Raw genomic sequence first — 23,444 nt, 5'->3', positions numbered from 1 at the left:
CGAGCGCGGCCGGGGGCGGCGCTAGGCCGAGCGGCTCTCGCTTCGACGGCGGGAGCGACGCGCGAGACCGATCGCGAGCGCCCGCCACCCGATCAGGAAGACCGCGTTGACGATCAGCGCGACGACGAAGAAGCTCCAGGCGACTCCCTGGCCGGAGGAGATCCGCAGGAGCATGCCCACGATCACCGTGGCGATCCAGATCACGGCCCCCGACCGGAACGACACGAACGGCCAGCGCACCCCGACGACGCTGAGCCAGCCGATGACGAGTCCCGACAGGAACGGCCAGAACGTCGTGAGGAAGCCGACGAAGGCGTCGGACTCGGCGTGACTGCGCCGCCCGATCAGGACGAAGGCGGCGACGAGCGCCAGGTCGATCACGAACGACCACCAGGGGGTCTTGCGGAACATCAGTGGGACCTCGGGTTCTCAAGGGCGAGGGACAGCTCGGCGAGGAGTTCGTCGATCTGCGGTTCGACGAGTCGGTCGATGGCGTCGGCGATGCGCCTCCGATGCTCGACGAGCGCGAGGCAGACGGCCGTGCCCACCTGGCGGGCGTGGTCGTCGGCGAGTTCGAGCTCGGTGCGGAGGGCGGCCTTCGCCTCGTCGGAGTACTCGGCGGGCGACGCAGGAGCCTCGGCGACCGCGATCGGTTCGGACCGCTGCCGATCCTCCTCCGCGAGTTCGGCGAGGGTGAAGAGGAACGGCTGACCGGGCTCGGGCTCGGGATCGACCTCGAGCCCCTGGAACTCGAGGGCGAGACCCTCCTCGGGGCGGTATCCCGGCGCATCCGGCGATTCCGACCGTGCGAGCTCGCGGCTAACCAGCGGGAGGTTGCGGGCCGTGTACTCGTCGACCGACTCGTCGACGATGACGCGCATGCGGCTGAGCAGGGCGTGCTGGACGGCGTGCGGCACGTCGTGGTCGAAACCCGCAGCCGTGGCGACGGGCGACCCGAGGCAGAGTCGGCACACGCGCGGCCTCGACCGCGACGTTCCGACCTGCCAGCGCGGCAGCCACCGGAGGAAGGCGTCGACAGAGCTGCGCACGCGCCCCTCGATCGAATCGGCCATAGTGCATGGTAGGCCGACGCACGGGAGAATCCGCGGTGAGCGCGCCGCTCACCGCGCGCCTTCTCAGACCCAGAAGCCCTCGTGCGGCGCGCGGGCCGCGTCGAAGAGGTCTCCGGAGGCCGGGCCGGCGACGTCGACGCCGCGCTGACCCGCGGAGAGCACGTCGCGGCAATCGAGCGACATCGTGGGGTTCTCGGGGTTGTCGCCGGTGAGGACGAGCAGCTCCGACTCCGGGAGGGCGTAGACGACGCGGCCGATCCCGGACCAGTAGATGGCACCGGAGCACATCGCGCAGGGTTCGCAGCTCGTGTAGAGGGTGTGGTCGCGGAGCCCCGCTCCCGAGGCGGCCTTCCAGGCCTTGCGGACGAGGTTTGTCTCCGCGTGGCCGGTGCAGTCGACGTCGGTGTTCACGGTGTTCTCCGCCTCGAGGACGACGGCCCCGCTCGCGTCGACGAGCACCGCGCCGAAGGGGTGGTTGCCGTGGCTCACCGCCCGGCGGGAGACCGCCACGGCGTCCAGCAGGCGGGCGCGATCGGTGTCGCTGAGGGCGCTCGGGCTGAGGTCGTTCGAGCTGGAGGCGTTCGAGCTGGGGTCGGTCACGCTCTCGATCCTGGTGCAGCGGGGCGCGCGGGGCAAGACGGGGCCGCTACCACGGGGCGTCGCCGCTCCCGGCGAGCCTCGCGGCCAGATACGGCCCCGTCCGGCTTCCGGATGCCACCGCGACCTCCGCCGGGCTGCCGGACGCGACCACCCGGCCGCCGCCGTCTCCCCCGGCCGGCCCGAGGTCGATGACGTGGTCGGCGGACGCCACCACGCTCATGGCGTGCTCCACGACGACCACCGTGTTGCCGGTGTCGACGAGGCGGGCGAGCTGGGCCACCAGGAGCTCGACGTCGGCCGGATGGAGACCCGTCGTCGGCTCGTCCAGGAGGTAGACCGTGTGGCCCGAGCGAGCGCGCTGCAGCTCGGTGGCCAGCTTGATGCGCTGCGCTTCGCCACCCGAGAGCTCGGGGGCCGGCTGACCCAGCCGCAGGTAGCCGAGACCCACCTGCGCGAGCGTGGTGAGGCCCCGGGAGGCGGCGGGCACGTCGGCCAGGAAGGCCGCCGCCTCGTCGACCGTCATCCCGAGGACATCGGCGACGGTGGCACCGTGCCAGGTGACCTGGAGCGTCTCGTCGTTGTAGCGCGATCCGTGGCACTCGGGGCAGGGCGCCCAGCTGCTCGGCAGGAACAGAAGCTCCACCGTGACGGAGCCCTCCCCCTGGCACACCTCGCAGCGGCCGCCTGCGACGTTGAAGGAGAAGCGGCCCGCCGACCACCCGCGGGAGCGCGCCTCCGCGGTGTCGGCGAAGACGGCGCGGACCGCGTCGAAGAGGCCCGTGTAGGTGGCCAGGTTCGATCGGGGGGTCCGGCCGATGGCCTTCTGGTCGACCTGGACGACCCGGTCGACCAGGGGGTGGTCACGCGCACGCTCGGCGAGAACGCCCCCGACGAGCGTGGACTTCCCGGACCCGGAGACACCCGTGACGGCCGTGAGGACGCCGAGGGGCACGTCGACGTCGAGACCGCGGAGATTGTGGAGCGTCACGTCGCGCAGTTCGAGGAGGCCGGAAGGCTCGCGCCGGGTCCGTGCCGCAGGAGCCACCTGCCCGGCGCCGAGGAACCGCCGCGTGACCGACTCCTCGATGTCGGCGAGACCCGGGACGGGGCCGCTGTAGAGGACCGTCCCGCCGGAGGCTCCGGCGCCGGGCCCCACATCGACGATCCAGTCGGCGCGGGCGACGATGTCCATGTCGTGCTCCACGAGGAAGACGCTGTTCCCGCCCGCCCGGAGACCGTCGAGGACGTCGAGCAGCGACTCCGTGTCGGCGGGATGGAGCCCCGCGCTCGGCTCGTCGAGGACGTAGACGACTCCGAACAGGCCGGACCGGAGCTGCGTGGCGATCCGCAGCCGCTGCATCTCGCCGGGAGAGAGGGTCGGGGTGGTCCGGTCGAGGCTCAGGTAGCCGAGGCCGAGGGCCGTGAGCACCTCGACCCGGGCGAGGAGATCGCGGGCGATCGAGACGGCGACCTCCGACTCCTCCCCCGACGAGGCCTTCGAGGTGGCGGCGGTCGCGTGGGCCGTCGCGGCGACGGAGCGCAGGATCTCGGCGAGCTCCGTCAGCGGCAGCCCGTTCAGCCGGGTGATCGTGAGACCCCGGACCGTGACGTCGAGGGCCGCGCGGGTGAGCCCGGATCCGCCGCAGAGCGAACAGGCCCCCGACTCGACGAACTGGAGCACCTTGGTGCGCTGGGTCGCACTCGCGGAGTCGGCCAGGGTGTGCATCACGTACTGTCGCGCGCTCCAGAAACGGCCGCGGTACGGCTTCGCCACGCGGTCGCGCTGGGGCGTCACCTCGACGACCGGCTGCTCCTCCGTGAAGAGGAGCCAGTCGCGATCCTCCCGGGAGAGGTCGCGCCAGGGACGGTCGATGTCGTAGCCCAGCCCGGCTGTCACGTCACGGAGGTTCTTGCCCTGCCACGCGCCCGGCCACGCGGCGATGGCGCCGTCGCGGATGCTGAGCGAGTCGTCGCGCACGGCCGACGCCTCGGTCACCTCGTGGGCGGTGCCGAGGCCGTGGCAGCGCGGGCACGCGCCGACGACGGTGTTCGGCGAGAACGAGTCGGATTCGAGGCGGGACGCCCCGTCGGGATACCGGCCGGCTCGCGAGTAGAGCATCCGGACCGAGTTGGAGAGGGTCGTCAGGGTGCCCACCGTCGAGCGCGACGAGGGGGCGCCCCGTCGCTGCTGCAGCGCGACCGCGGGCGGGAGGCCGGTGATCGAGTCGACGTGCGGCGTCGACCCCTGAGCGATGAGGCGGCGCGCGTAGGGCGCCACCGACTCGAGGAAGCGGCGCTGGGCCTCGGCGAAGATCGTCCCGAAGGCGAGCGAGGACTTGCCGGACCCCGACACCCCGGTGAAGGCAACGATCCTGTCGCGCGGGACGTCGACGTCGACGTCGCGGAGATTGTTCTCGCGCGCGCCGCGGACGCGGACGAAGCCGGGAGAGGCGGAAGAGGGGTCGTCAGGTGAGTCGGGCATCCCCATCACAGTAAGCGGAACCACCGTCACCGGCGGGTGGGGCATGATTCTCCTCATGCGTTCCGAACCGAGCACCGTCGCTTACCGAGCCGCCCGCGATCTCCTCCTGGGGGTCGCTCCCGGCGACGCCGAGGCGGCCGGCGCCTTCCGCTGGCCCGACGTGGGCGAGGCGTTCAACTGGGTGACGGACTGGTTCGACGTCGTCGCGGAGGGGAACGATCGCGTGGCGCTCTGGATCGTCGAGGAGGACGGTTCGGAGTCGAGGACCACGTTCGTCGAGTTGGCCGCGCGCTCCGACCGACTCGCCACGCAGCTCCACGCGCTCGGAGTCCGCCCCGGCGACCACGTCGTCCTCATGCTCGGGAACCAGTACGAGCTGTGGGAGTCGATGCTCGCCGTGATGAGGCTGGGCGCGGTGATCCTGCCGACCTCGACGATGCTGGAGGCGCACGACCTGCAGGACCGCATCGACCGGGGCGACGTCCGCCACGTCGTGACGAACGCCTCGGAGGCGGCGAAGTTCGACACCGTCACCGGCGACTTCACCCGGATCGCCGTCGGCGGGGGCGTCACGGGCTGGCTGCCCTACCCCGACTCGCTCGCGCCCCGATCGGACGACGAAGAGGAGCGCCCGGCCCTCGTGATCGCCTCCTCCGATCCGTGCCTCGTCTACTTCACCTCCGGCACGACGTCGAAGCCCAAGATGGTCGTCCACACGCAGACCTCCTATCCGGTCGGGCACCTCAGCACGATGTACTGGCTCGGCCTCCGCCCCGGCGACGTGCAGCTGGCCATCAGCTCGCCCGGCTGGGGCAAGCACGCCTGGAGCTGCTTCTTCTCGCCGTGGATCGCCGAGGCGACGGTCTTCGTCTACAACTACGACCGCTTCGACGGGCCGGCGCTCCTGACCTGGTTGGAGAGGGCAGGAGTCACGACCTTCTGCGCTCCGCCCACGGTGTGGCGCCTGCTCATCCAGGCCGACCTCGGCGAGCGCCCCTCGGCGCTCCGCGAGATCGTCTCGGCCGGCGAACCGCTCAACCCCGAGGTGATCGCCCGGGTCGAGGAGCGCTGGGGCCTCACGATCCGCGACGGCTACGGTCAGACCGAGACGACGGCCGTCATCGGCAACCCGCCCGGGGCGCCGGTCAAGCCGGGCTCGATGGGGGTTCCCCTGCCCGGCGTCGAGATCGCGCTCCTCGACCCCGTCAGCGGCGAACCGCGTGAGGAGGGCGAGGTCTGCCTCGACCTCCGGGAGAGGCCGACGAACCTCATGTCGCACTACCTCGGCGACCCCGAGAAGACGAGCGACGCCCTGCGCGACGGCTTCTTCCACACCGGCGACGTCGCCGCGCGCGACGCCGACGGCTTCATCATCTTCATCGGCCGCACCGACGACATCTTCAAGTCGTCCGACTACAAGGTGTCGCCGTTCGAGGTGGAGAGCGCTCTGCTCGAGCATCCTGCCGTCGCCGAATCGGCGGTGGTGCCCGCGCCCGACGAGGTGCGCCTCAACGTGGTCAAGGCGTACGTGACGCTCGCCGCGGGCTGGGAGCCCACCGAGGAGACGGCGCTGGCCGTCCTCCGGCACGCGCGCACGGCGCTGCCCGCCTACGAGCGGGTGCGGCGGGTGGAGTTCGGGCCGCTGCCCAAGACCATCTCCGGGAAGATCCGCCGTGTCGAACTGCGGGAGCGCGAGGCGCTGGCGGCATCCACCGGCGCGGCGCCGTTCCCGGGCGAGTGGCGCGACCACCAGTTCGAGGAGCTCCGGGGCCGCCACACGGCGAAGCCGACCTCCTAGGAACGCCGCCGGGCGTTCTCGCGCCGCGTCGTGAGTAGCCTGGCCGGATGTCGAGATCGCTCCGCAGCGCCGCCCTCGTCGCGGCGTCCATCCTGGCGATCACCGCGCTCGGACCCGGCGCGACGGACGCGGCCGGTGCGGCGACAGCGCCCTCCGGGCAGTCCTACGTCGCCCTCGGCGACTCGTACGCCGCCGGGCTCGGCCTGTCCGATCCCACGGGCGAGCCCGTCCCGGCGTGCGCACAGACCGCGTCGGACTACCCGCACCGCGTCGCGCGGGCGCTGGGGGCTCGGCTGACGGACGTCACCTGCTCCGGCGCGACGACCCGCGACCTGATCGATCGTCGACAGAACGGCGCCCCGCCGCAGGTCGACGCGCTCTCCGCCGCCACCCGCCTCGTCACGGTCTCGATCGGCGGCAACGACGCCGATCTCCTCGGTGCCGCCTCCGGCTGCATCGCCCTCTCGCGGACGGGGCCCGTGCTCTCCGGCGACGCCGCGCAGAACTGCCGCAGCACGCTCGTCTCGGGTGGCTCCGATCGACTCCGCGACGCGGTCGCGACGACGGCGGCGACCGGGCTCCGCGAGGCCTTCGCCGCCATCCGGTCGAAGGCGCCGAACGCGCTGGTCGTCGTCGTCGGCTACCCGGCGATCTTCCCCGCTCCGGCCGACACGCCCTCCGGCGGCTGCTTCCGCCCCGTCGTCACCCCGGAGAGCGTCTCCGGCACCTTCCCGACGAACGGCTTCCCCTTCACCGACGTCGACGTCCGCTATCTGGCGGGGCTGCAGGAGACGCTCGACGCGGTCACGAGGACGGCGAGCGACCGCGCCGGCTTCACCTACGTCTCGAACCTCGCTGCCGGGTCGGCTCACTCGGCCTGCGCCGGGTCCGACGCCTACGTCGCCGGGATCACCCTCACTGCCACCAGCCGGCTCACCTCGATCTCGCTCGACCCTCGCTCCCTCCACCCCACGGCGGCAGGAGCCGCGTTCCTGGCCGACAGGACGGTGGCGGCGGTCGAGCGGGCCACCGCTCCGACGTCGTCGGCCGGGCCTCGCGTCGAGATGATCGTCGTCCGGGTGCCGTGGCTCCCGATCGGGCTCGCCCTCCTCGGCGCCGCGTTGGTAGCCGCCACCGCCCTGCTGGTGGCCCGGCGACGCCGACGTCGCGGAGACTCCCCGGACGACGCCCCGGACGCTACTCGGTGACGAAGTCGATGAGCTGCTCGACCCGTCCGAGGAGAGACGGCTCCAGGTCGGCGAACGTGCGCACCCGGCCGAGGATCCGCTGCCAGGCGCGCGCGATGTCCTCCTGGTCGTCGTGCGGCCAGCCGAGAGCCTCGCAGATGCCGTGCTTCCACTCGACGGACCGCGGGACGACCGGCCACTCGTCGAGGCCGAGGCGCCCCGGCTTCACGGACTGCCAGACATCGACGTAGGGGTGGCCGACCACGAGGACGCTCGACCCGTGCGGGCCCCGGGCGACGGACTCGGCGATCCGGCTCTCCTTCGACCCCGGGACGAGGTGATCGACGAGCACCCCGACCCGGCGTTTCGGCCCGGGGCGGAACGCGGCGAGGACGTCGGCCAGGTGGTCGACGCCCTCGAGGTACTCGACGGCGACGCCCTCGATCCGGAGGTCGTGACCCCAGACCTTCTCGACGAGCTCGGCGTCGTGGCGGCCCTCGACGAAGATCCGGCTGGCGAGGGCCGTCCTGGCCCGGGCGTCCTGCACGGCGAAGGAGCCCGACGCCGAGCGGAGCCGCCCCTCGGAGGTCGCCCGCGGGACCTGCAGGTGGACGGGCTCGCCGTCGATCCGGAACAGGGCCGTCAGGGGGAAGGCGCGGACGCGGTCCTTCCAGTCGACGAGCTCGACGGTCGACGACGCGATCCGCACGATGGCGCCGGTGAACCCCGACGAGGCCTCCTCGACGACCAGGTCTCTCACGGCGTCGACCACGCGGATCCGGCGCTGACCGGCCTTCTTCCAGTCGCCCGCCAGGACGTCGGAGCCGTACCGGTCGGGACCGCCGCCCGTGTCGCCCTGCGACACGTCAGGACCTCCGCGCGGACGCCTGCCGCGGCGGCCGGAACCCGTCGGAGAACACCCAGACGGCGAAGATCAGCAGGATGACGATGAACAGGATCGAGACCACCACGGGCGGCCACCAGGTCTGGAGCGCCGAGGTGCTCTGCGACACGACCGCGACGAGCACCTCGACGGCGATGAAGCCGTAGGTCGCCCCGATGGCCCGCCCGAGGTAGGTCGCGAAGCGATGCCTCATCTCGGGGACGTTCCCCGCGCTCTTCCAGTGGGCCGCGTGCGGCACGAGAACGTGCCGCGCGGGAACGAGCGTCAGCACCAGACCGGCCACGAGCCAGACGGCGAGCACGATGAAGCCGGCGACGAGGACGCCGACCGTGAAGTCGTCGCTCGAGGCGTCGAGCGCGCGCTTCCCCGCGGAGTCCCAGATGACGACCGTGTGCGCGGGCAGGAGCCGGGAGGCGACGATCAGCGCCACCGCGAACGCGATGACACCGATCGCGACCGGTCGGAGCGGCGAGAGCCACCAGGTGGCGCCTCGCTTCACGGCGGCCAGGTCAGGCCTGCGCTCTCTCGAGGACCAGCTCGCGGACGCGCGCGGCGTCGGCCTGGCCCTTCATGGCCTTCATGACGGCGCCGATGACGGCCCCGGCGGCCTGCACCTTGCCGTCGCGGATCTTCTCGAGCACGTCGGGCTGCTGGGCGAGCGCCGCGTCGATCGCCGCGATGAGCGCACCGTCGTCGGAGACGACCTTGAGACCGCGCTTCTCGACGACCTCGACCGGTGAGCCCTCGCCCGCGATGACGCCCTCGAGCACCTGGCGCGCGAGACGGTCGGTCAGTTCGCCGCCCTCCACGAGGGCGATGAGCTCGGAGACGTGCTGCGGCGACACGAGGGACGACGCTTCGACGTCGGGGCCGGCGGCGTTCGCGAGCCGGGCGATCTCGCCGGTCCACCACTTGCGGGCCGACTGCGCCGAGGCTCCGGCCTTCGTGGTCTCGACGATCTCGGTGACGAGACCGGAGTTGACGACGTCCTGGAACTCGAGGTCGGTGAAGCCCCACTCGGCCTTGAGACGGCGGCGCAGGACCGCGGGCGACTCGGGGAGCGCGGCGCGGAGCTCCTCGATCAGCTCGGCGGAGGGCTCGACCGGCAGGAGGTCGGGCTCCGGGAAGTAGCGGTAGTCGTCGGCGTCGCTCTTCGGGCGACCGGCCGAGGTCCGGCCCGTGTCTTCGTGCCAGTGCCGGGTCTCCTGCGTGATGGTGCCGCCCTTGGCCAGGATGGCGGCCTGCCGCTGGATCTCGTAGCGGATGGCGCGCTCGACCGAGCGGAACGAGTTGACGTTCTTCGTCTCGGTGCGCGTGCCCAGCTTCTCCTGGCCGCGGGGTCGCAGCGAGATGTTGGCGTCGCAGCGGAGGTTGCCCCGCTCCATCCGGGCGTCGCTGATGCCGAGCCCGCGCACGATGTCGCGGATGGTCGAGACGTAGGCGGCCCCGAGCTCGGGAGCGAGGTGCTCGGCCCCGAAGATCGGCCGGGTAACGATCTCGACGAGGGGCACGCCGGCGCGGTTGTAGTCGACGAGGCTGTACTCGGCGCCCTGGATGCGGCCGGTTGCGCCGCCCACGTGGGTCAGCTTCCCGGCGTCCTCCTCCATGTGCGCGCGCTCGACGGGCACCTGGAACAGGGTGCCGTCGGGCATCTCCACCTCGACGGTGCCGTCGAAGGCGATCGGCTGGTCGGACTGGCTGATCTGGTAGTTCTTCGCCAGGTCGGGGTAGAAGTAGTTCTTGCGGGCGAACCGCGACGACGGGGCGATGGAGCAGCCGAGCGCGAGGCCGAGGCTGATGGCGTACTTCACGGCCTGGCCGTTCACCACCGGGAGCGACCCGGGGAGCCCCAGGTCGACGGGGGTGATGTTCGTGTTGGGCTCGCCACCGAAGAAGTTCGGGGCGTCGGAGAACATCTTGGTCTTGGTCGACAGCTCGACGTGGACCTCGAAGCCGAGCACGGGCTCGAAGAGCTCGAGGGCCTTGTCGTAGTCCATCAGTTCGGGACGGGCGGCCATCAGACGACTCCCTCGGTTGCGGCGGACTGTTCGGTGAACGCGAGCTCGGGGGCCCGCGAGATGAGGGTGTGGCCCCACGTGCTCTCGAAGAGGCTCTCCAGCGCGGCGCCGTAGGTGTAGAGGCGGGCGTCCTCGCGGGCGGGCGCCATGAGCTGGATGCCCGTGGGGAGGCCGTCCTCCTCGGCGAGCCCCATCGGCAGCGAGATCCCCGGGATCCCGGCGAGGTTCGCCGGGATCGTGGTGAGGTCGTTGAGGTACATCGCCAGCGGGTCGTCGATCTTCTCGCCGATGGGGAACGCCGTGGTCGGCGCGGACGGCGAGATCAGCACGTCGACCTCGGCGAACATCCGGGCGAAGTCGCGCTGGACCAGCGTGCGGACCTTCTGCGCACTGCCGTAGTAGGCGTCGTAGTACCCGGCGCTGAGGGCGTAGGTGCCCAGGATGATGCGCCGCTTGACCTCGGGGCCGAACCCGGCCTCCCGGGTCGCCGCCATGACGTCCTCGACCGTGCCGCCGCCCTCGGGGTTCACCCGCAGGCCGAAGCGGACCGAGTCGAACTTGGCGAGGTTGGACGAGGCCTCGGCGGGCAGGATGAGGTAGTACGCGCTGATGGCGTACTCGAAGCTGGGTGCGGAGACCTCGACGATCTCGGCTCCCGCGGAGGCCAGGAGCGCGATCGCCTCGGCGAACCGCGTCTTCACGCCCTGCTGGAAGCCGTCGCCGTTGAGCTCCTTGACGACGCCGACCTTCACGCCGCGGAGGGCGTCGGGGGCGAAACCGGCGCGCGCCGACTCGGCGAACGACGGCCACTCGTCGGTCAGCGAGGTGGAGTCGCGCTTGTCGTGGCCCTTGATGACGTCGTGCAGGAGGCCCGCGTCGAGGACCGTCCGCGTGACCGGACCGACCTGGTCGAGCGAGGAGGCGAGGGCGATCGCCCCGTAGCGGCTGACGGAGCCGTAGGTGGGCTTCACGCCGACCGTGCCCGTGACGGCGCCGGGCTGACGGATCGAGCCGCCGGTATCGCTGCCGAGGGCCAGGGGCGCTTCGAAGGCCGCCACGGCCGCCGCGGAGCCACCGCCCGAGCCGCCGGGGATGCGGTCGAGGTTCCAGGGGTTGTGCGTCGGCCCGTAGGCCGAGAACTCGGTCGAGGAGCCCATGGCGAACTCGTCCATGTTGGTCTTGCCGAGCGGCACCAGATCGGCGGCGCGGAGCTTCTTCACCACGGTGGCGTCGTAGGGCGGGATCCAGCCCTCGAGGATGCGCGACCCGGAGGTCGACGGCATGTCGATCGTGCAGAGGACGTCTTTGATGGCGATCGGGACGCCGGCCAGGGGGCCGAGCTCCTCGCCCTCCGCGCGGCGGCGGTCGATGCGCTCCGCGGTCGCGAGCGCGTCGGCGCTCACGTGCAGGAAAGCGTGGACGTCGCCGTCGACGGCGGCGATCCGGTCGAGATGGGCGGTCGTGGCCTCGACGGCCGAGACGCTGCGGTCGGCCAGGCGACCGGCGAGGTCGGCGGCGGAGAGGCGGGTCAGGTCGTCGGTCACTGCTCTTCTCCCAGGATGGCGCTGACTTTGAAACGGCTGCCGTCGTGCTCGGGAGCTCCGCGGAGCGCCTGCTCCTGCGTGAGGGTCTCCCCCACGACGTCGTCGCGGAAGACGTTCGTGAGCGGGATCGGGTGGCTCGTCGCGGGGACGTCCTCGCCGGCGACCTCGGAGACCTTCGCGATGCTGTCGACGATGTGGCCGAGCTCGCCCGTCAGCTTGTCGATCTCGTCGGGGGTGAGGGCGATGCGGGCGAGACCGGCGAGGTGCTCCACCTGCTCACGCGTGATTTCTGACATGCGACTCCGTCGGATGGTCTGTCGGGGGATCCTGACGAGTCTATTCGGTCAGTCGCGGTAGACATCCTGAGGGCGCACCAGGGCCAGCGACGGGCCCGAGACGACCTGGGGCACGTCCGGCTGCGGCGGGCGGCCCCCCGCGAGAGCCCCCTGACCGATCCCGATGAGGGCGAGGTTCCGCATCGATCGGCTGCCCGGGTCGAAGTAGTTGTTGTGCGTCCAGGTGCCGGTGAGGTGCTGCTCGGTGAAGGGATCGGTCGACGCCGCGACGCTGAGGAGCGTCGACCCGAAGAGGGAGGCGCCCGGATCCTTGCCGAAGAACCCGAGACCGGCGACGGGGTCGAGCGCCGCGGCCGCCGCGTAGACGTTCCCGCGGGTGACGCTGAGATCGGAGGCGGAGTCCACGACGCTTCCGGGAGAGCCGAGCGCGACGAAGGCGTCCGCTCGCATCCGTCCCGAGGAGAGGGCGATCGTGGCCGTCGTGCTGCCGTACGAGTGGGCGAGGATCGTGAGCCGGGGCCGGTCCACGGCCCGGACGGCGTCGAGCCCGGTGACGGACTCCTCGAGGTGCACGGCGCCCTGCCGGGCGAGGTCCAGACTCGTGACGTTCGTCAGGTCGGGCGTGCGATACCCCATCCACGCGACGACGGCGGACGACTGCGGTCTGCGCGTCGTGGTCGCCAGCGTCTTGGTCCAGAAGTCCTGCTCGGAGTGGAGGGCCGCCGCGTGATCGGTCCAGTAGGTGATCTGGTTGGACACCGTGTAGAGCATGCCGGGGACCATGACGCTGACGTCCCGAGCGGTGTCGAGGTCGCCCACCGAGATCGCGGCGCGCCCCGGGAACACCGTGTCCAGAGAGACCAGCTGGCGAGCCGTGTCGTCGCCGCCGCGCCCCGGGGTCAAAGCCAGGTCGACCTGCTGGAGCATCGTGAGCCGCGCCGTCTCGTCGCCGAACCCCGTCAGGCCCGCGCTGGCGCGGTCGTCCCGGTGCTGGATCGTCGCCAGGGTCTCCGAGAGGACCGACCGGTTCGCCTCGTCGCGCACCGTGTAGGGGACGCCCTCGAGGTTGCCGACCACGCCGGGCATCGTGGCGATCAGGGAGTCGCGGGTCGAGTCCGGCAGCCCGGCCCACCAGTGACGGGTCGCCGACGCGGAGCCGTCCTCCGAGAGGTGGGTGGCGAAGTCGACGTCCTGACCCGCATCCTGCGAGAGGGAGGAGGAGAAATCCAGAAGACGCCAGGCCGGAGCCGCGCCGAGCTCCCGCAGGCACGTCGCGGCGTCGAAGCGCCCCTCCCGGGTCGCCTGCGTGGCCGTGCCCCGCTCGGCACCGCAGCCGTCGAGCGCGGACGACGACACGGGAGCGCCCTCGTCGGGGGCCTGGAGCCGCGGGGTGGTGTCGGAGACCGCGGCGGCCTGGTGGACCACGGCGGTTTCGGGCAGGGTCGACGCCCCGACCACTCCGAAGAGGTGGGCGGAGGAATACAGGATGGCTGCGGCAAAGAACAGCACGTCGGGTCGATCCCCTCGTAGCGCACCTGGGTCTCGTACCCCTACAGACGAGATCGGTGCGCTAGCACAGAGTTTAGGGAGACGTGTCTACCCCTGACCAGGGGATAGCCGGATTCATCAGATATTGCCCCCCTTTTTGGGGACACGGGAACCCCCGCATTGGGGGTGCCCCCTCAGGACTCGAGCGCGGCCGGGCCCTCGGTCACCAGGAGCGCGAACTGAGCCGCGTCGATGATGCGTACCCCGAGGGTCTCCGCCTTCGTGAGCTTCGATCCCGCTCCGGGGCCCGCGGCCACGAAGTCGGTCTTCTTGCTGACGCTGTTGCCCGCCTTCCCGCCGGCGGCCAGGATCGCCTCCTGCGCCCCCTCGCGGGAGAAGCCCTCGAGCGAGCCCGTCGCGACGACGGTGAGCCCGGCGAGCACGCCGCCCGCCGCCTCCGCTGCACCGGGCCCGGGGTGGCCGGGCGTCGTGAACTGGACGCCCGCTGCTGTCCAGCGCTCGATGATCTCCCGGTGCCAGGCGACGTCGAACCAGTCGAGGAGCGCATCGGCGATGATGCCGCCCACCCCGTCGACCGCGGCGAGCTCCTCACGACTGGCGGCGCGGATGGCGTCGAGAGAGCCGAAGTAGTCGGCGAGTGCGCGGGCCGCGACGGGGCCGACGTGCCGGATGCTCAGGCCGACCAGGATGCGCCAGAGCGGGCTCGTCTTCGCCTTCTCGAGGTTCGCGAGCACCGTCTCCGCCCGCTTCGACGGGAGGAAGCTGACGGTTCCGGCCTGGTCGCCCCGCCCCTTCACCTCGCGCCCGAACGGCGTCATCACCTTCGGGCGCCCGTCGGACTCGAGCTTCTCCATCCCGGTCTCGGCGTCGCGGACGACGACCCGGATCGGCACGATGTCGTCGAGGGTGAGGTCGAACAGGCCCGCCTCCGTGCGCAGCGGCGGCTCGGCCGGCTCGAACGGCTGCGTCAGCGCGGCGGCGGCGACCTCGCCGAGCCCTTCGACGTCGAGCGAGCCCCGGGAGGCGATGTGCTCGACCCGACCCCGCACCTGTGCCGGGCAGCTCTCGGAGTTGGGGCAGCGGAGGTCGATGTCGCCCTCCTTCGCCGGTGCGAGCGGGGTGCCGCACTCGGGGCAGACCGTGGGCATCACGAACTCGCGCTCGCTGCCGTCGCGGAGCTCCACGACCGGGCCGAGGACCTCGGGGATCACGTCGCCGGCCTTCCGGAGGACGACCGTGTCGCCGATCAGGACGCCCTTGGCCTTCACGACCTGCTGGTTGTGGAGCGTCGCCTGGCGGACCTCGGACCCGGCGACCTCCACCTTCTGCATGACGGCGAACGGGGTGGCGCGGCCGGTGCGGCCGACGCTCACCACGATGTCGAGGAGCTTCGTGTTGACCTCCTCGGGCGGGTACTTGAAGGCCGTGGCCCACCGCGGCGCGCGGCTCGTGGCGCCGAGCTCCTCGTGCAGGCCGAGGTCGTCGACCTTGACGACGATGCCGTCGATCTGGTGCTCGACGGAGGCCCGTCGCTCGCCGTAGCGCGTGATGAAGGCGCCGACCTCGTCGACCGTGTCGAAGACGCGGAAGTGGGTCGAGATGGGCAGACCCCAGGAGCCGAGGAGCCCGTAGATCTCGGACTGGCTCGTCACGTCGGTGTCGCGCTCCAGCTCGGGGACCGGCCAGGCGCCGATCCCGTGCACGAGCATCCGGAGCCGCCGCAGCCGCGCGATCATGAGCGCGCGCTTCTCAGGGCTCTTGCCCTCCTCCTTCTGGCGGAGGGACCCGGCGGCGGCGTTGCGCGGGTTGGCGAAGACCCGCTCCCCGGCCTCCCGCTGGGCGGCGTTGAGCTGGTCGAACTCCTCGACCGGGAAGAAGATCTCGCCCCGGACCTCGACGAGCGCAGGATGCCCGGTGCCCGACAGTCGCGCCGGGATCGAGCCCATCGTGAGCACGTTGCCCGTGACGTCCTCCCCGACGACGCCGTCTCCGCGGGTCGCGGCCGTCACGAGCACACCGTTCTCGTAGCGCAGGTTGATGGCCAGACCGTCGATCTTGAGCTCCGAGAGGAAGCGCACGCGCTCGGCCCCGGCGTCGCGCTCGACCTTGGCGGCCCACTCCTGGAGCTCCTCGAGGCTGAACACGTTGTCGAGGCTGAGCATCCGCTCGGCGTGCTCGACGGGCGCGAACTGCGTCGTCTCCGCCCGACCGCCCACCGTCTGCGTGGGACTGTCGGACTTCTGCAGCTCGGGGTGCTCGCGCTCGAGCGCCTCGAGCCGGCGCATCAGCGCGTCGTAGTCGGCGTCGGAGACGGTCGAGGCGTTCGACTCGTAGTACTGGTCGCGGAGCTCCAGGATGCGCGTGGTGAGCGCCTGCGCCTCGTCGCGCGCCGCCTCGAGCCCTCCCGCCCCGTCGCGCGCCGCCTCGGACTCCGTCTGCTGGTCGGCGGTCGACATGGGGCTCTCCTACGAAACGGCCGCGCCAGCGGTAATTGGTACAGCGGGGACCGGGACGGAACTGACGGTGCGGTCGATGGTGCACTGCCCGAGCACTCGCGTGCCCACGTAGACGACCGCGGTCTGACCGGGGGCGACCCCGTTGAGGGGCGTCTCCGGCGTGATGACCAGTTCTGTTCTACCGCCGACCACCGACACGCGCGCGCGTGCCGCGACGGGATCCGCGTGGGCGCGGATCTGCACCTCGCACGCGAACTCGACGGTCGGGTCCTCGGGCGCCAGACCCGCCCAGGAGAAGACGGAACCGGCGATCTCCGCGATGTCGAGTGCCTCCTTCGGGCCGACGACCACCGTGTTGTCTTTCGGGCGCACCTCGAGCACGAACCGCGGCTTGCCGTCGGCCGCGGGAGTCCCGATGCTGAGGCCGCGCCGCTGCCCCACGGTGAAGGCGTGCGCGCCCTCGTGGCTGCCGACGACGGCTCCTGCCCGGTCCAGGATCTCCCCCGGCTCGGCGCCCACGCGCTCGGCCAGCCACCCTCGAGTGTCGCCGTCCGGGATGAAGCAGATGTCGTGGCTGTCGGGCTTCTGCGCCACGGTGAAACCGCGGGCGGCCGCCTCGGCGCGCACCTCGGCCTTCGACGGGGTCGCGCCCAGCGGGAACATCGAGTGGTCGATCTGCTCCTTCGTGAGCACGCCGAGAACGTACGACTGGTCCTTGGCCCAGGCAGCGGCCCGGTGGAGCTCCTTGTTGCCGTCGGCATCGGTGACGATGGAGGCGTAGTGGCCGGTCGCGACCGCATCGAAGCCCAGCGCCATCGCCTTCTCGAGGAGGGCGGCGAACTTGATCCGCTCGTTGCAGCGCATGCACGGGTTGGGAGTGCGGCCGGCGGAGTACTCCGCGACGAAGTCGTCGACGACGTCGAGCTTGAAACGCTCGGAGAAGTCCCACACGTAGTAGGGGATGCCGATCATGTTGGCGGCGCGCTGGGCGTCCATGGAGTCCTCGATGGTGCAGCAGCCGCGGCTCCCGGTGCGCAGGGTCCCGGGCATCCTGCTCAGTGCCAGGTGCACCCCGACGACGTCGTGCCCCGCGTCGACGGCCCGCGCCGCCGCCACGGCCGAGTCGACGCCGCCGCTCATCGCTGCCAGTACCTTCATGCCCCCGATTCTAGGCGCGGGCCGGGAAGCGTACTGTGGAGGACGCCATGTCGACGACCTCCTCCACCTTCTCGATGAGGTCGGTGGCCCTCTCGGCATTCCTGCCGGCCGCCCTCTTCGCGATCGGCGAGGGCGCCATCATCCCGATCATCCCCGTCGTGTCCGACAGCCTCGGAGCGACCCTCGCTCTCTCGGCCTTCGTCGCCTCCCTCATCCTCGTCGGGGAGCTCATCGGCGACATCCCGAGCGGTTGGCTCGTCTCGCGCATCGGCGAGCGGACCGCCATGATCGGAGCCGCCCTCGTCAGCGTCGTCGGCCTCCTCGTCTGCGTCGTCGCACCGGACGTCTGGGTGCTGGCCCTGGGCGTCTTCCTGATCGGGCTCTCGACGGCCGTCTTCGCGCTGGCGCGGCACGCCTTCATGACGAGCTTCGTGCCTCCCGAGATCCGCGCCAGGGCGCTGTCGAGCCTCGGCGGCGTCTTCCGGTTCGGCTACTTCGTCGGGCCGCTCCTCTCGGCGGCGGTCATCCACCTCACCGGGTCGACCCAGTCGGCCTTCTGGATCCACATCGCCGGCTGCCTCGCCGCCGCCGGCGTCCTCCTCGTCCTGAAGGATCCGACGGCCGCCGCCCGCGGCGACGAACGCCGCGCCCTCCGCGCCCGGACCGCGCGGGAGTCGGCCGCGACCGGCCCCGATGACCGCACGGCCGGCGAGCGCGAGGTCGCCGCCGAGGCGCAGGGTCTCTTCCCGACCCTCTGGCGCCATCGCGGCGTCCTCGTCAAGCTCGGCAGCGGGGCGGCCCTGATCGGGGCGATGCGGGCCGGGCGCCAGGTGATCCTGCCCCTCTGGGCCGTCAGCATCGCCCTCGGGTCGACCGAGACGGCCCTCATCATCGGGATCGCCGGAGCCATCGACTTCGCCCTCTTCTACACGAGCGGCCAGATCATGGACCGCTGGGGGCGGCTGTGGAGCGCCATGCCCTGCATGGTCGGCCTCGGGATCAGCTACCTCGCCCTCTCCCTCACCCACGCGCTGCCCGACAACGTCGGCTGGTTCATCGGCGTGGCCCTGTTCATGTCGGTCGCGAACGGCATCGGCTCGGGCATCCTGATGACCCTCGGCGCCGACCTCGCCGACAAGGAGAACCCCGCACCCTTCCTCGGGGCGTGGCGCTTCACCGGCGACTTCGGCAGCGCCGCCGCGCCGCTCCTCATCGCCGGGCTCACGGCTCTCGTGACGATCTCGTTCGCCAGCGGGGTCATGGGCGTCCTGGGGTTCGTCGGCGCGGGCATCCTGCTCCGGTACGTCCCGCGGTACTCCCCGCACCAGCCGCATCTGAAACGCTGAGACGCAGGAGCCGCTGGCTAAGCTGATACCGCCGCGGGAGTGGTGAAATCGGCAGACACGCAGGATTTAGGTTCCTGTGCTTTCGAGCGTGAGGGTTCAAGTCCCTTCTCCCGCACCGCCTGTCATCCCGAGGTCGTTCCTCCCTCGGCCGCGCCGGCTCGTCATCCCGAGGTCGTTCCTCCCTCGGTCTGGGGTACCCATTCGTCCGGGGGCAGCCCCGGGGCCGGTGCCGGTCGAATAGGCTGACCACGATCACACGTCGGGCCGCGATCAGCGCATCGCCCACCGACGGTCGCGCGTCTGGTGCCGCCTCCGGCCCTGGTGCGAACCGAAAACGGAGAACCACTGATGCTGCCCCTGGCGACGATTCCCTTCCTGAACCCCGAGGAGCTCATCCACTCCTTCGGGCCGTGGGCCGTGCTCGGCATCTGCGCGATCATCTTCGCCGAGACCGGCCTGCTCATCGGCTTCATCTTCCCGGGCGACACGCTCCTGATCCTCGCCGGCGTCATCGCGGCGAAGGACGCCTACGGGCTCGGGCTGCCGATCCTGCTGATCGCGTTCCTGATCGCCCTCGCGGCGTTCCTCGGCGGCGAGCTCGGCTACCTGATCGGGCACAAGGTCGGCCCGCGCATCTTCGAGCGCAAGGAGAGCGGGCTCTTCTCGTCCGAGAACGTCAAACGCACCAACGCGTTCTTCGTGAAGTTCGGCGCGTTCGCGGTCATCCTCGCCCGCTTCGTACCCGTCGTGCGCACGTTCACGCCCATCGCCGCCGGCATCGCGCACATGCCGTACCGGAAATACTCGCTCTACAACGCGATCGGCGCTCTCGCCTGGGGCTTCGGCATCACGATGCTCGGCTACGGGATCGGGCACATCCCTCCCGTGGCGGCCTTCGTCGAGAAGTACATCGACATCATCCTGCTGGCCGCTGTCCTCGTCTCCGTGGTGCCGGCGCTCCTGCAGGTCTTCCGCACGAGCCGCAAGGCCAAGAAGGCGGACGGCGACGCGACGCCCGGCGAGAGGGCCGGCGACTCCTCGCCCGCTCAGCCGTAGCCGCCCGGCTCGCGCCAGCGGCCGTGCCGGTCGAGGGTCCGCGTCGGTCGATCGTCCACGCCGAGACTCAGGCGAGCGCGGCGATCCTCGGGGCGAGAGCCTGGAACGCCTGCGCCCGGTGGCTCGTCGAGTCCTTCTCGGCGACCGTGAGCTCGGCGGCGCTGCGGGTCTCGTCGTCGGGACGGAAGATCGGGTCGTACCCGAAGCCCCCGGATCCTGCCGCCTCCGTCAGCACCGTCCCCGGCCAGGTCGCCAGCTCGACGTGCTCGTCGCTGGCGGCCATCTCGGCGGGTCCGTCCGGTCCGACGGCCCCGGTCGGCGGCGGGACCACGAGGGCCGCGGCGCAGACGAACGACGCGCGCCGGTCGGCGACGCCCTCGAGGTTCGTCAGCAGCAGCTCGAGGTTGTCGGTGTCGTCGCGGGTGCCGGCGTAGCGGGCGGAGTGGATCCCCGGAGCCCCGTCGAGGGCGTCGACGGCGATCCCGGAGTCGTCCGCGATCGCGGGCAGGCCGGTGTACTCGGAGGCCGCGCGCGCCTTGATCAGCGCGTTCGCCTCGAAGGTGTCGCCGTCCTCGACGGGCTCGGGGCCGTCGTACGTCACGAGCTCGATGCCCACGAGCGACGCCCCCAGGATGCGCTGGAGCTCGGCGACCTTGTGGGCGTTGTGCGTGGCGAGGACGACGCGGGTCACGAGTCGGCCCCGGTGGCTTCGAGCGTCTCGGTCTGGATCCTGCTGAGGTCGACGGCGCCGGCGAGGGCGAGATCGAGCAGCGAGTTCAGCTCGGACCGGTCGAAGGGCGCACCCTCGGCCGTGCCCTGCACCTCCACGAAGAGACCCCGGCCCGTGACGACGACGTTCATGTCGGTCTCGGCTCGGACGTCCTCGACGTAGGCGAGGTCGAGCATGGGCTCGCCGTCGATGATTCCGACCGAGACGGCCGACACGCTGTCGATGAGGGGCACGGCCTTCTGCCCGATGAAGCGATTCGCGCGGCCCCACTCGATGGCCTCGGCGAGCGCCACGTAGGCGCCGGTGATGGCGGCCGTCCGCGTGCCGCCGTCGGCCTGGAGGACGTCGCAGTCGAGAACGATCGTGTTCTCGCCGAGGGCCTTGGTGTCGACGACGGCGCGGAGGCTCCGTCCGATCAGGCGCGAGATCTCGTGCGTCCGGCCGCCGATCTTGCCCTTGACGCTCTCGCGGTCGTTTCGCGAGTTCGTGGCGCGAGGGAGCATCGCGTACTCCGCCGTCACCCAGCCCTTGCCCTTGCCGGTCAGCCAGCGCGGGACGCCGTTCGTGAACGAGGCGGTGCAGAGGACCTTCGTGCCGCCGAAGCTGACGAGGGCGCTGCCCTCGGCCTGGGCGCTCCAGCCCTTCTCGATGGTGACCTCGCGCAGCTGGTCGGCTGCGCGTCCGTCGGCGCGTGTCGTCATGGTGTCTCCTTGGTGTGGTGAGGCGTCTGAGGTCGAAGCGGGTGGCGGCGTCGGGCGACGCGGTCAGCGGGAGGCCCGACCGAAGCCGGCCGGGAGGTCGATGGTGCCGGTCTCCAGGTGCCCGACCCGCGAGACCTCGGGTCCGAGGAACCTCTTGGCCAGCCGGATGAACGGGGCCTGGTCGATCGCGGTGGCCTGGAAGTCGTAGGTGGGCGGCTCGACGCTCCGCCGCTCGAGCCCGTGGGCGACGAGCGTGCGATAGACGTCGTTCGCCGTCTCCTCGGCACTGGAGACCAGGGTCACGTCGGGGCCCATCACGTATTGGATGGCGGCCGACATGAGCGGGTAGTGGGTGCAGCCGAGCACGAGCGTGTCGATGCGTGCGTCGCGGAGAGGGGCGAGGTAGGTCTCGGCGACCGCGAGGAGCTCGGCGCTCGAGGTGTCGCCGTCCTCGACGAACTCCACGAAACGCGGGCACGCCCGCGTGAAGAGGGTCAGGTCCGGAGCCGCGGCGAAGGCGTCCTCGTACGCTCGCGAGGTCACCGTGCCCTCCGTCGCGATCACGCCGACGCGCGACGACCGGGTCTGCTTCATCGCCGCCCGGACGGCCGGCTGGATGACCTCGACGACGGGGATGCCGTGCGGACCCGTGTACCGCTCGCGGGCGTCGCGCAGCACGGCCGCCGACGCCGTGTTGCACGCGATCACGAGGAGCTTGACGCCCTGCGCGACCAGGTCGTCCATGACCTCCAGCGCGTACTCGCGCACCTCGGCGATCGGCTTCGGCCCGTAGGGGCTGTGCGCGGTGTCGCCCACGTAGACGATCGACTCGCGGGGCAGCTGGTCGATGATCGCGCGGGACACGGTAAGGCCGCCGACTCCCGAGTCGAAGACTCCGATCGCTGCGTCCGTCACGGTGCGTAAGCCTACCCGTGACCTAGGCTGACACCGTGACCAGCGCGCTCCTCACCGACCGGTACGAACTCACGATGCTCGATGCGGCCCTGCGCGACGGGACGGCGCTCCGGGAGAGCGTCTTCGAGGTCTTCACCAGGCGGCTTCCGTCGGGGCGGCGCTACGGAGTCGTGGCCGGCACGGGCCGCTTCCTCGCCGAACTGGAGCGCTTCCGCTTCGGCGACGACGAGCTCTCCTGGCTCGAGGCCGAGAGCGTCGTCGACAAGCGCACCGTCGACTGGCTCGCCGACTACCGCTTCACCGGCACCATCCACGGCTACCGGGAGGGGGAGGTCTACTTCCCCAACTCGCCCGTCCTCGTCGTGGAGTCCAGCTTCGCCGAGGCGGTCCTCCTCGAGACCCTCGCGCTCAGCGTCTTCAACTACGACTCCGCCGTGGCGAGCGCCGCCGCCCGCATGGTCGCCGCCGCCGACGGCCGGCCGCTCGCGGAGATGGGCTCGCGCCGCACCGGCGAGTGGAGCGCCGTCGCCGCCGCCCGCGCCGCCTTCATCGCGGGGTTCGATGCGACCAGCAACCTCGAGGCCGGGCGCACCTGGGGTATCCCCACGATGGGCACGGCCGCGCACGCCTTCACTCTCCTCCACGACTCGGAGGAGGCCGCGTTCCGCTCGCAGGTCGACGCCCTGGGCCCCTCGACCACGCTCCTGGTCGACACCTACGACATCCCCGAGGCCGTCGCGACGGCGGTCCGCGTGGCCGGGCCGGAGCTCGGGTCCGTCCGGATCGACTCCGGCGACCTCCCGCAGCTCGTCGCCGAGGTGCGCGCCCAGCTCGATTCGTTCGGCGCCACCTCGACGAAGATCACCGTCACGAACGACCTCGACGAGTTCACCATCGCGGCGCTTCGCGCGGCACCCGTCGACAGCTACGGCGTCGGGACGAGCGTGGTCACCGGGTCCGGGCATCCTGCGGCCTCGATGGTCTTCAAGCTCGTCGCGCACCGGAACGACGCCGGCGACTGGGTCTCCGTCGGCAAGAAGTCGGCCGAGAAGGCCACCGTCGGGGGCCGCAAGTTCCCCGTGCGCGCCCGGCGCAACGGTTTCGCGTCGGAGGAGATCGTCCGTGTCGGATCCACCGAGGTGGGACCGTCGGAGCGGACCCTGCTCGTACCGCTCGTCGTGGACGGCGTGGTCGACCAGCGCTGGCTGGGGCCGGAGGGGACGCGCCTCGCCCGGGAGCACCGGGCCGCGGCCGTCGGCGAACTCCCCCGCGCGGCCTTCAGCCTCGGTCGAGGCGAGCCCGTCATCCAGACGCGATACGACCTGAAGGGCTGAACGGCGGAAGCGCCTAGTCGGACTTCATCTTCTCGAAGATCTCTTTGCAGGTCGGGCAGACCGGGAACTTCTCCGGGTCGCGACCCGGGGTCCACTTCTTGCCGCAGAGCGCCTTGACCGGTTTGCCGGTCAGCGCGGACTCCATGATCTTGTTCTTCGGCACGTAGTGCGAGAAGCGCTCGTGGTCGCCGGGGTCGATCTGCTCGTCGTTGAGGAGCTTCTCGAGTTCGCGGTCGAGGACGTCGAGACCGCCGCCCGCACCGCCGCCTGCGATACCTGTGTCACTCATGCGCCCATCGTACGCCGCCCCGGGGTGACCCACCAGGCGCCGAATGGG

Annotated in this window: 21 protein-coding genes and 1 tRNA gene; 6 read left to right on the top strand and 16 right to left on the bottom strand. The window is 71.5% G+C overall.

Translation table 11 applies throughout. The features are described from left to right. Positions 1 to 21: 21 nt before the first annotated feature. From AS850_RS04575 to AS850_RS04560, 4 genes are all read right to left on the bottom strand, one after another. Positions 22 to 411: a DUF3054 domain-containing protein gene (locus tag AS850_RS04575; protein WP_119868061.1), complete on the bottom strand. Its 390-nt coding sequence runs from the start codon at positions 409 to 411 to the stop codon at positions 22 to 24. Next, a complete protein-coding gene (locus tag AS850_RS04570; RefSeq protein ID WP_119868060.1) occupies positions 411 to 1,073 on the bottom strand; it encodes a spermidine/putrescine ABC transporter substrate-binding protein in 663 nt (220 codons plus the stop codon). Before AS850_RS04570 ends, AS850_RS04575 begins: the two co-directional genes overlap by 1 nt. Before the next feature lie 63 nt (positions 1,074 to 1,136). Further along, positions 1,137 to 1,673, bottom strand: a complete 537-nt coding sequence (locus tag AS850_RS04565; protein ID WP_236940822.1) for a nucleoside deaminase — start codon at positions 1,671 to 1,673, stop codon at positions 1,137 to 1,139. A gap of 46 nt (positions 1,674 to 1,719) precedes the next feature. Then, the gene (locus tag AS850_RS04560; RefSeq protein ID WP_119870120.1) at positions 1,720 to 4,155 is read right to left on the bottom strand and encodes an excinuclease ABC subunit UvrA; all 2,436 of its coding nucleotides are present in this window, start codon (positions 4,153 to 4,155) and stop codon (positions 1,720 to 1,722) included. Positions 4,156 to 4,210: 55 nt separating this feature from the next. On the opposite strand from AS850_RS04560, the gene AS850_RS04555 reads away from it, so the two are divergent. Both AS850_RS04555 and AS850_RS04550 read left to right on the top strand, forming a co-directional pair. After that, positions 4,211 to 5,953 carry an AMP-binding protein gene (locus AS850_RS04555; RefSeq protein ID WP_119870119.1) on the top strand — a complete coding sequence of 581 codons (1,743 nt, stop codon included), beginning with the start codon at positions 4,211 to 4,213 and terminating at the stop codon, positions 5,951 to 5,953. Between the two features lie 47 nt (positions 5,954 to 6,000). Beyond that, positions 6,001 to 7,161 carry an SGNH/GDSL hydrolase family protein gene (locus AS850_RS04550; protein WP_119868059.1) on the top strand — a complete coding sequence of 387 codons (1,161 nt, stop codon included), beginning with the start codon at positions 6,001 to 6,003 and terminating at the stop codon, positions 7,159 to 7,161. Here AS850_RS04550 and AS850_RS04545 read toward each other — a convergent pair. The 8 genes from AS850_RS04545 to mnmA form a co-directional block, all read right to left on the bottom strand. After that, positions 7,151 to 8,005 (bottom strand): DUF3097 domain-containing protein, encoded by an 855-nt coding sequence (locus tag AS850_RS04545; RefSeq protein WP_119868058.1) that lies wholly within the window; start codon positions 8,003 to 8,005, stop codon positions 7,151 to 7,153. The genes AS850_RS04550 and AS850_RS04545 overlap by 11 nt on opposite strands. Position 8,006: 1 nt before the next feature. Further along, the gene (locus AS850_RS04540) at positions 8,007 to 8,543 is read right to left on the bottom strand and encodes a hypothetical protein (protein ID WP_119868057.1); all 537 of its coding nucleotides are present in this window, start codon (positions 8,541 to 8,543) and stop codon (positions 8,007 to 8,009) included. A 10-nt stretch (positions 8,544 to 8,553) separates the two neighbouring features. Further along, a complete protein-coding gene (gene gatB / locus AS850_RS04535; protein WP_119868056.1) occupies positions 8,554 to 10,062 on the bottom strand; it encodes an Asp-tRNA(Asn)/Glu-tRNA(Gln) amidotransferase subunit GatB in 1,509 nt (502 codons plus the stop codon). Further along, positions 10,062 to 11,606, bottom strand: coding sequence for an Asp-tRNA(Asn)/Glu-tRNA(Gln) amidotransferase subunit GatA (gene gatA / locus AS850_RS04530; protein ID WP_119868055.1), 1,545 nt, complete (start codon positions 11,604 to 11,606; stop codon positions 10,062 to 10,064). The genes gatB and gatA overlap by 1 nt, the downstream gene beginning before the upstream one ends. Beyond that, a complete protein-coding gene (gene gatC / locus AS850_RS04525) occupies positions 11,603 to 11,902 on the bottom strand; it encodes an Asp-tRNA(Asn)/Glu-tRNA(Gln) amidotransferase subunit GatC (RefSeq protein WP_119868054.1) in 300 nt (99 codons plus the stop codon). Before gatC ends, gatA begins: the two co-directional genes overlap by 4 nt. A gap of 48 nt (positions 11,903 to 11,950) precedes the next feature. After that, complete coding sequence (locus AS850_RS04520) at positions 11,951 to 13,411, bottom strand: alpha/beta hydrolase (RefSeq protein WP_119868053.1); 1,461 nt, start codon at positions 13,409 to 13,411, stop codon at positions 11,951 to 11,953. A gap of 173 nt (positions 13,412 to 13,584) precedes the next feature. Next, positions 13,585 to 15,867: an NAD-dependent DNA ligase LigA gene (ligA, locus tag AS850_RS04515; protein ID WP_119868052.1), complete on the bottom strand. Its 2,283-nt coding sequence runs from the start codon at positions 15,865 to 15,867 to the stop codon at positions 13,585 to 13,587. Between the two features lie 9 nt (positions 15,868 to 15,876). Next, positions 15,877 to 17,025, bottom strand: coding sequence for a tRNA 2-thiouridine(34) synthase MnmA (gene mnmA, locus AS850_RS04510; RefSeq protein WP_119868051.1), 1,149 nt, complete (start codon positions 17,023 to 17,025; stop codon positions 15,877 to 15,879). Between the two features lie 47 nt (positions 17,026 to 17,072). On the opposite strand from mnmA, the gene AS850_RS04505 reads away from it, so the two are divergent. From AS850_RS04505 to AS850_RS04495, 3 genes are all read left to right on the top strand, one after another. Continuing rightward, positions 17,073 to 18,371: an MFS transporter gene (locus AS850_RS04505; RefSeq protein ID WP_119868050.1), complete on the top strand. Its 1,299-nt coding sequence runs from the start codon at positions 17,073 to 17,075 to the stop codon at positions 18,369 to 18,371. Positions 18,372 to 18,404: 33 nt separating this feature from the next. After that, a tRNA-Leu gene (locus AS850_RS04500) sits at positions 18,405 to 18,486 on the top strand. 233 nt (positions 18,487 to 18,719) lie between these two features. After that, positions 18,720 to 19,427: a DedA family protein gene (locus tag AS850_RS04495; RefSeq protein WP_119868049.1), complete on the top strand. Its 708-nt coding sequence runs from the start codon at positions 18,720 to 18,722 to the stop codon at positions 19,425 to 19,427. Between the two features lie 67 nt (positions 19,428 to 19,494). Here the strand turns inward: AS850_RS04495 and rdgB are convergent, their stop codons facing one another. The 3 genes from rdgB to murI form a co-directional block, all read right to left on the bottom strand. Further along, the gene (gene rdgB / locus AS850_RS04490; protein WP_119868048.1) at positions 19,495 to 20,118 is read right to left on the bottom strand and encodes an RdgB/HAM1 family non-canonical purine NTP pyrophosphatase; all 624 of its coding nucleotides are present in this window, start codon (positions 20,116 to 20,118) and stop codon (positions 19,495 to 19,497) included. Beyond that, entirely contained in the window at positions 20,115 to 20,858 is a 744-nt protein-coding gene (rph, locus tag AS850_RS04485) for a ribonuclease PH (RefSeq protein WP_119868047.1), read from the bottom strand. The genes rdgB and rph overlap by 4 nt, the downstream gene beginning before the upstream one ends. Before the next feature lie 63 nt (positions 20,859 to 20,921). Then, positions 20,922 to 21,773 carry a glutamate racemase gene (murI, locus tag AS850_RS04480; RefSeq protein WP_119868046.1) on the bottom strand — a complete coding sequence of 284 codons (852 nt, stop codon included), beginning with the start codon at positions 21,771 to 21,773 and terminating at the stop codon, positions 20,922 to 20,924. Positions 21,774 to 21,847: 74 nt separating this feature from the next. Here murI and AS850_RS04475 point away from each other — a divergent pair, with 74 nt between their 5' ends. Beyond that, the gene (locus AS850_RS04475) at positions 21,848 to 23,107 is read left to right on the top strand and encodes a nicotinate phosphoribosyltransferase (protein WP_236940886.1); all 1,260 of its coding nucleotides are present in this window, start codon (positions 21,848 to 21,850) and stop codon (positions 23,105 to 23,107) included. Between the two features lie 13 nt (positions 23,108 to 23,120). Here AS850_RS04475 and AS850_RS04470 read toward each other — a convergent pair whose 3' ends face one another. Next, positions 23,121 to 23,396 carry a DUF3039 domain-containing protein gene (locus AS850_RS04470; protein WP_119868044.1) on the bottom strand — a complete coding sequence of 92 codons (276 nt, stop codon included), beginning with the start codon at positions 23,394 to 23,396 and terminating at the stop codon, positions 23,121 to 23,123. Positions 23,397 to 23,444 lie beyond the last annotated feature (48 nt).

The organism is Frondihabitans sp. 762G35 (assembly GCF_002074055.1).
Taxonomy (GTDB): domain Bacteria; phylum Actinomycetota; class Actinomycetes; order Actinomycetales; family Microbacteriaceae; genus Frondihabitans.
Note: the sequence above shows the minus strand (reverse complement) of the source record. Positions and strands in the feature narration are given on the sequence as shown.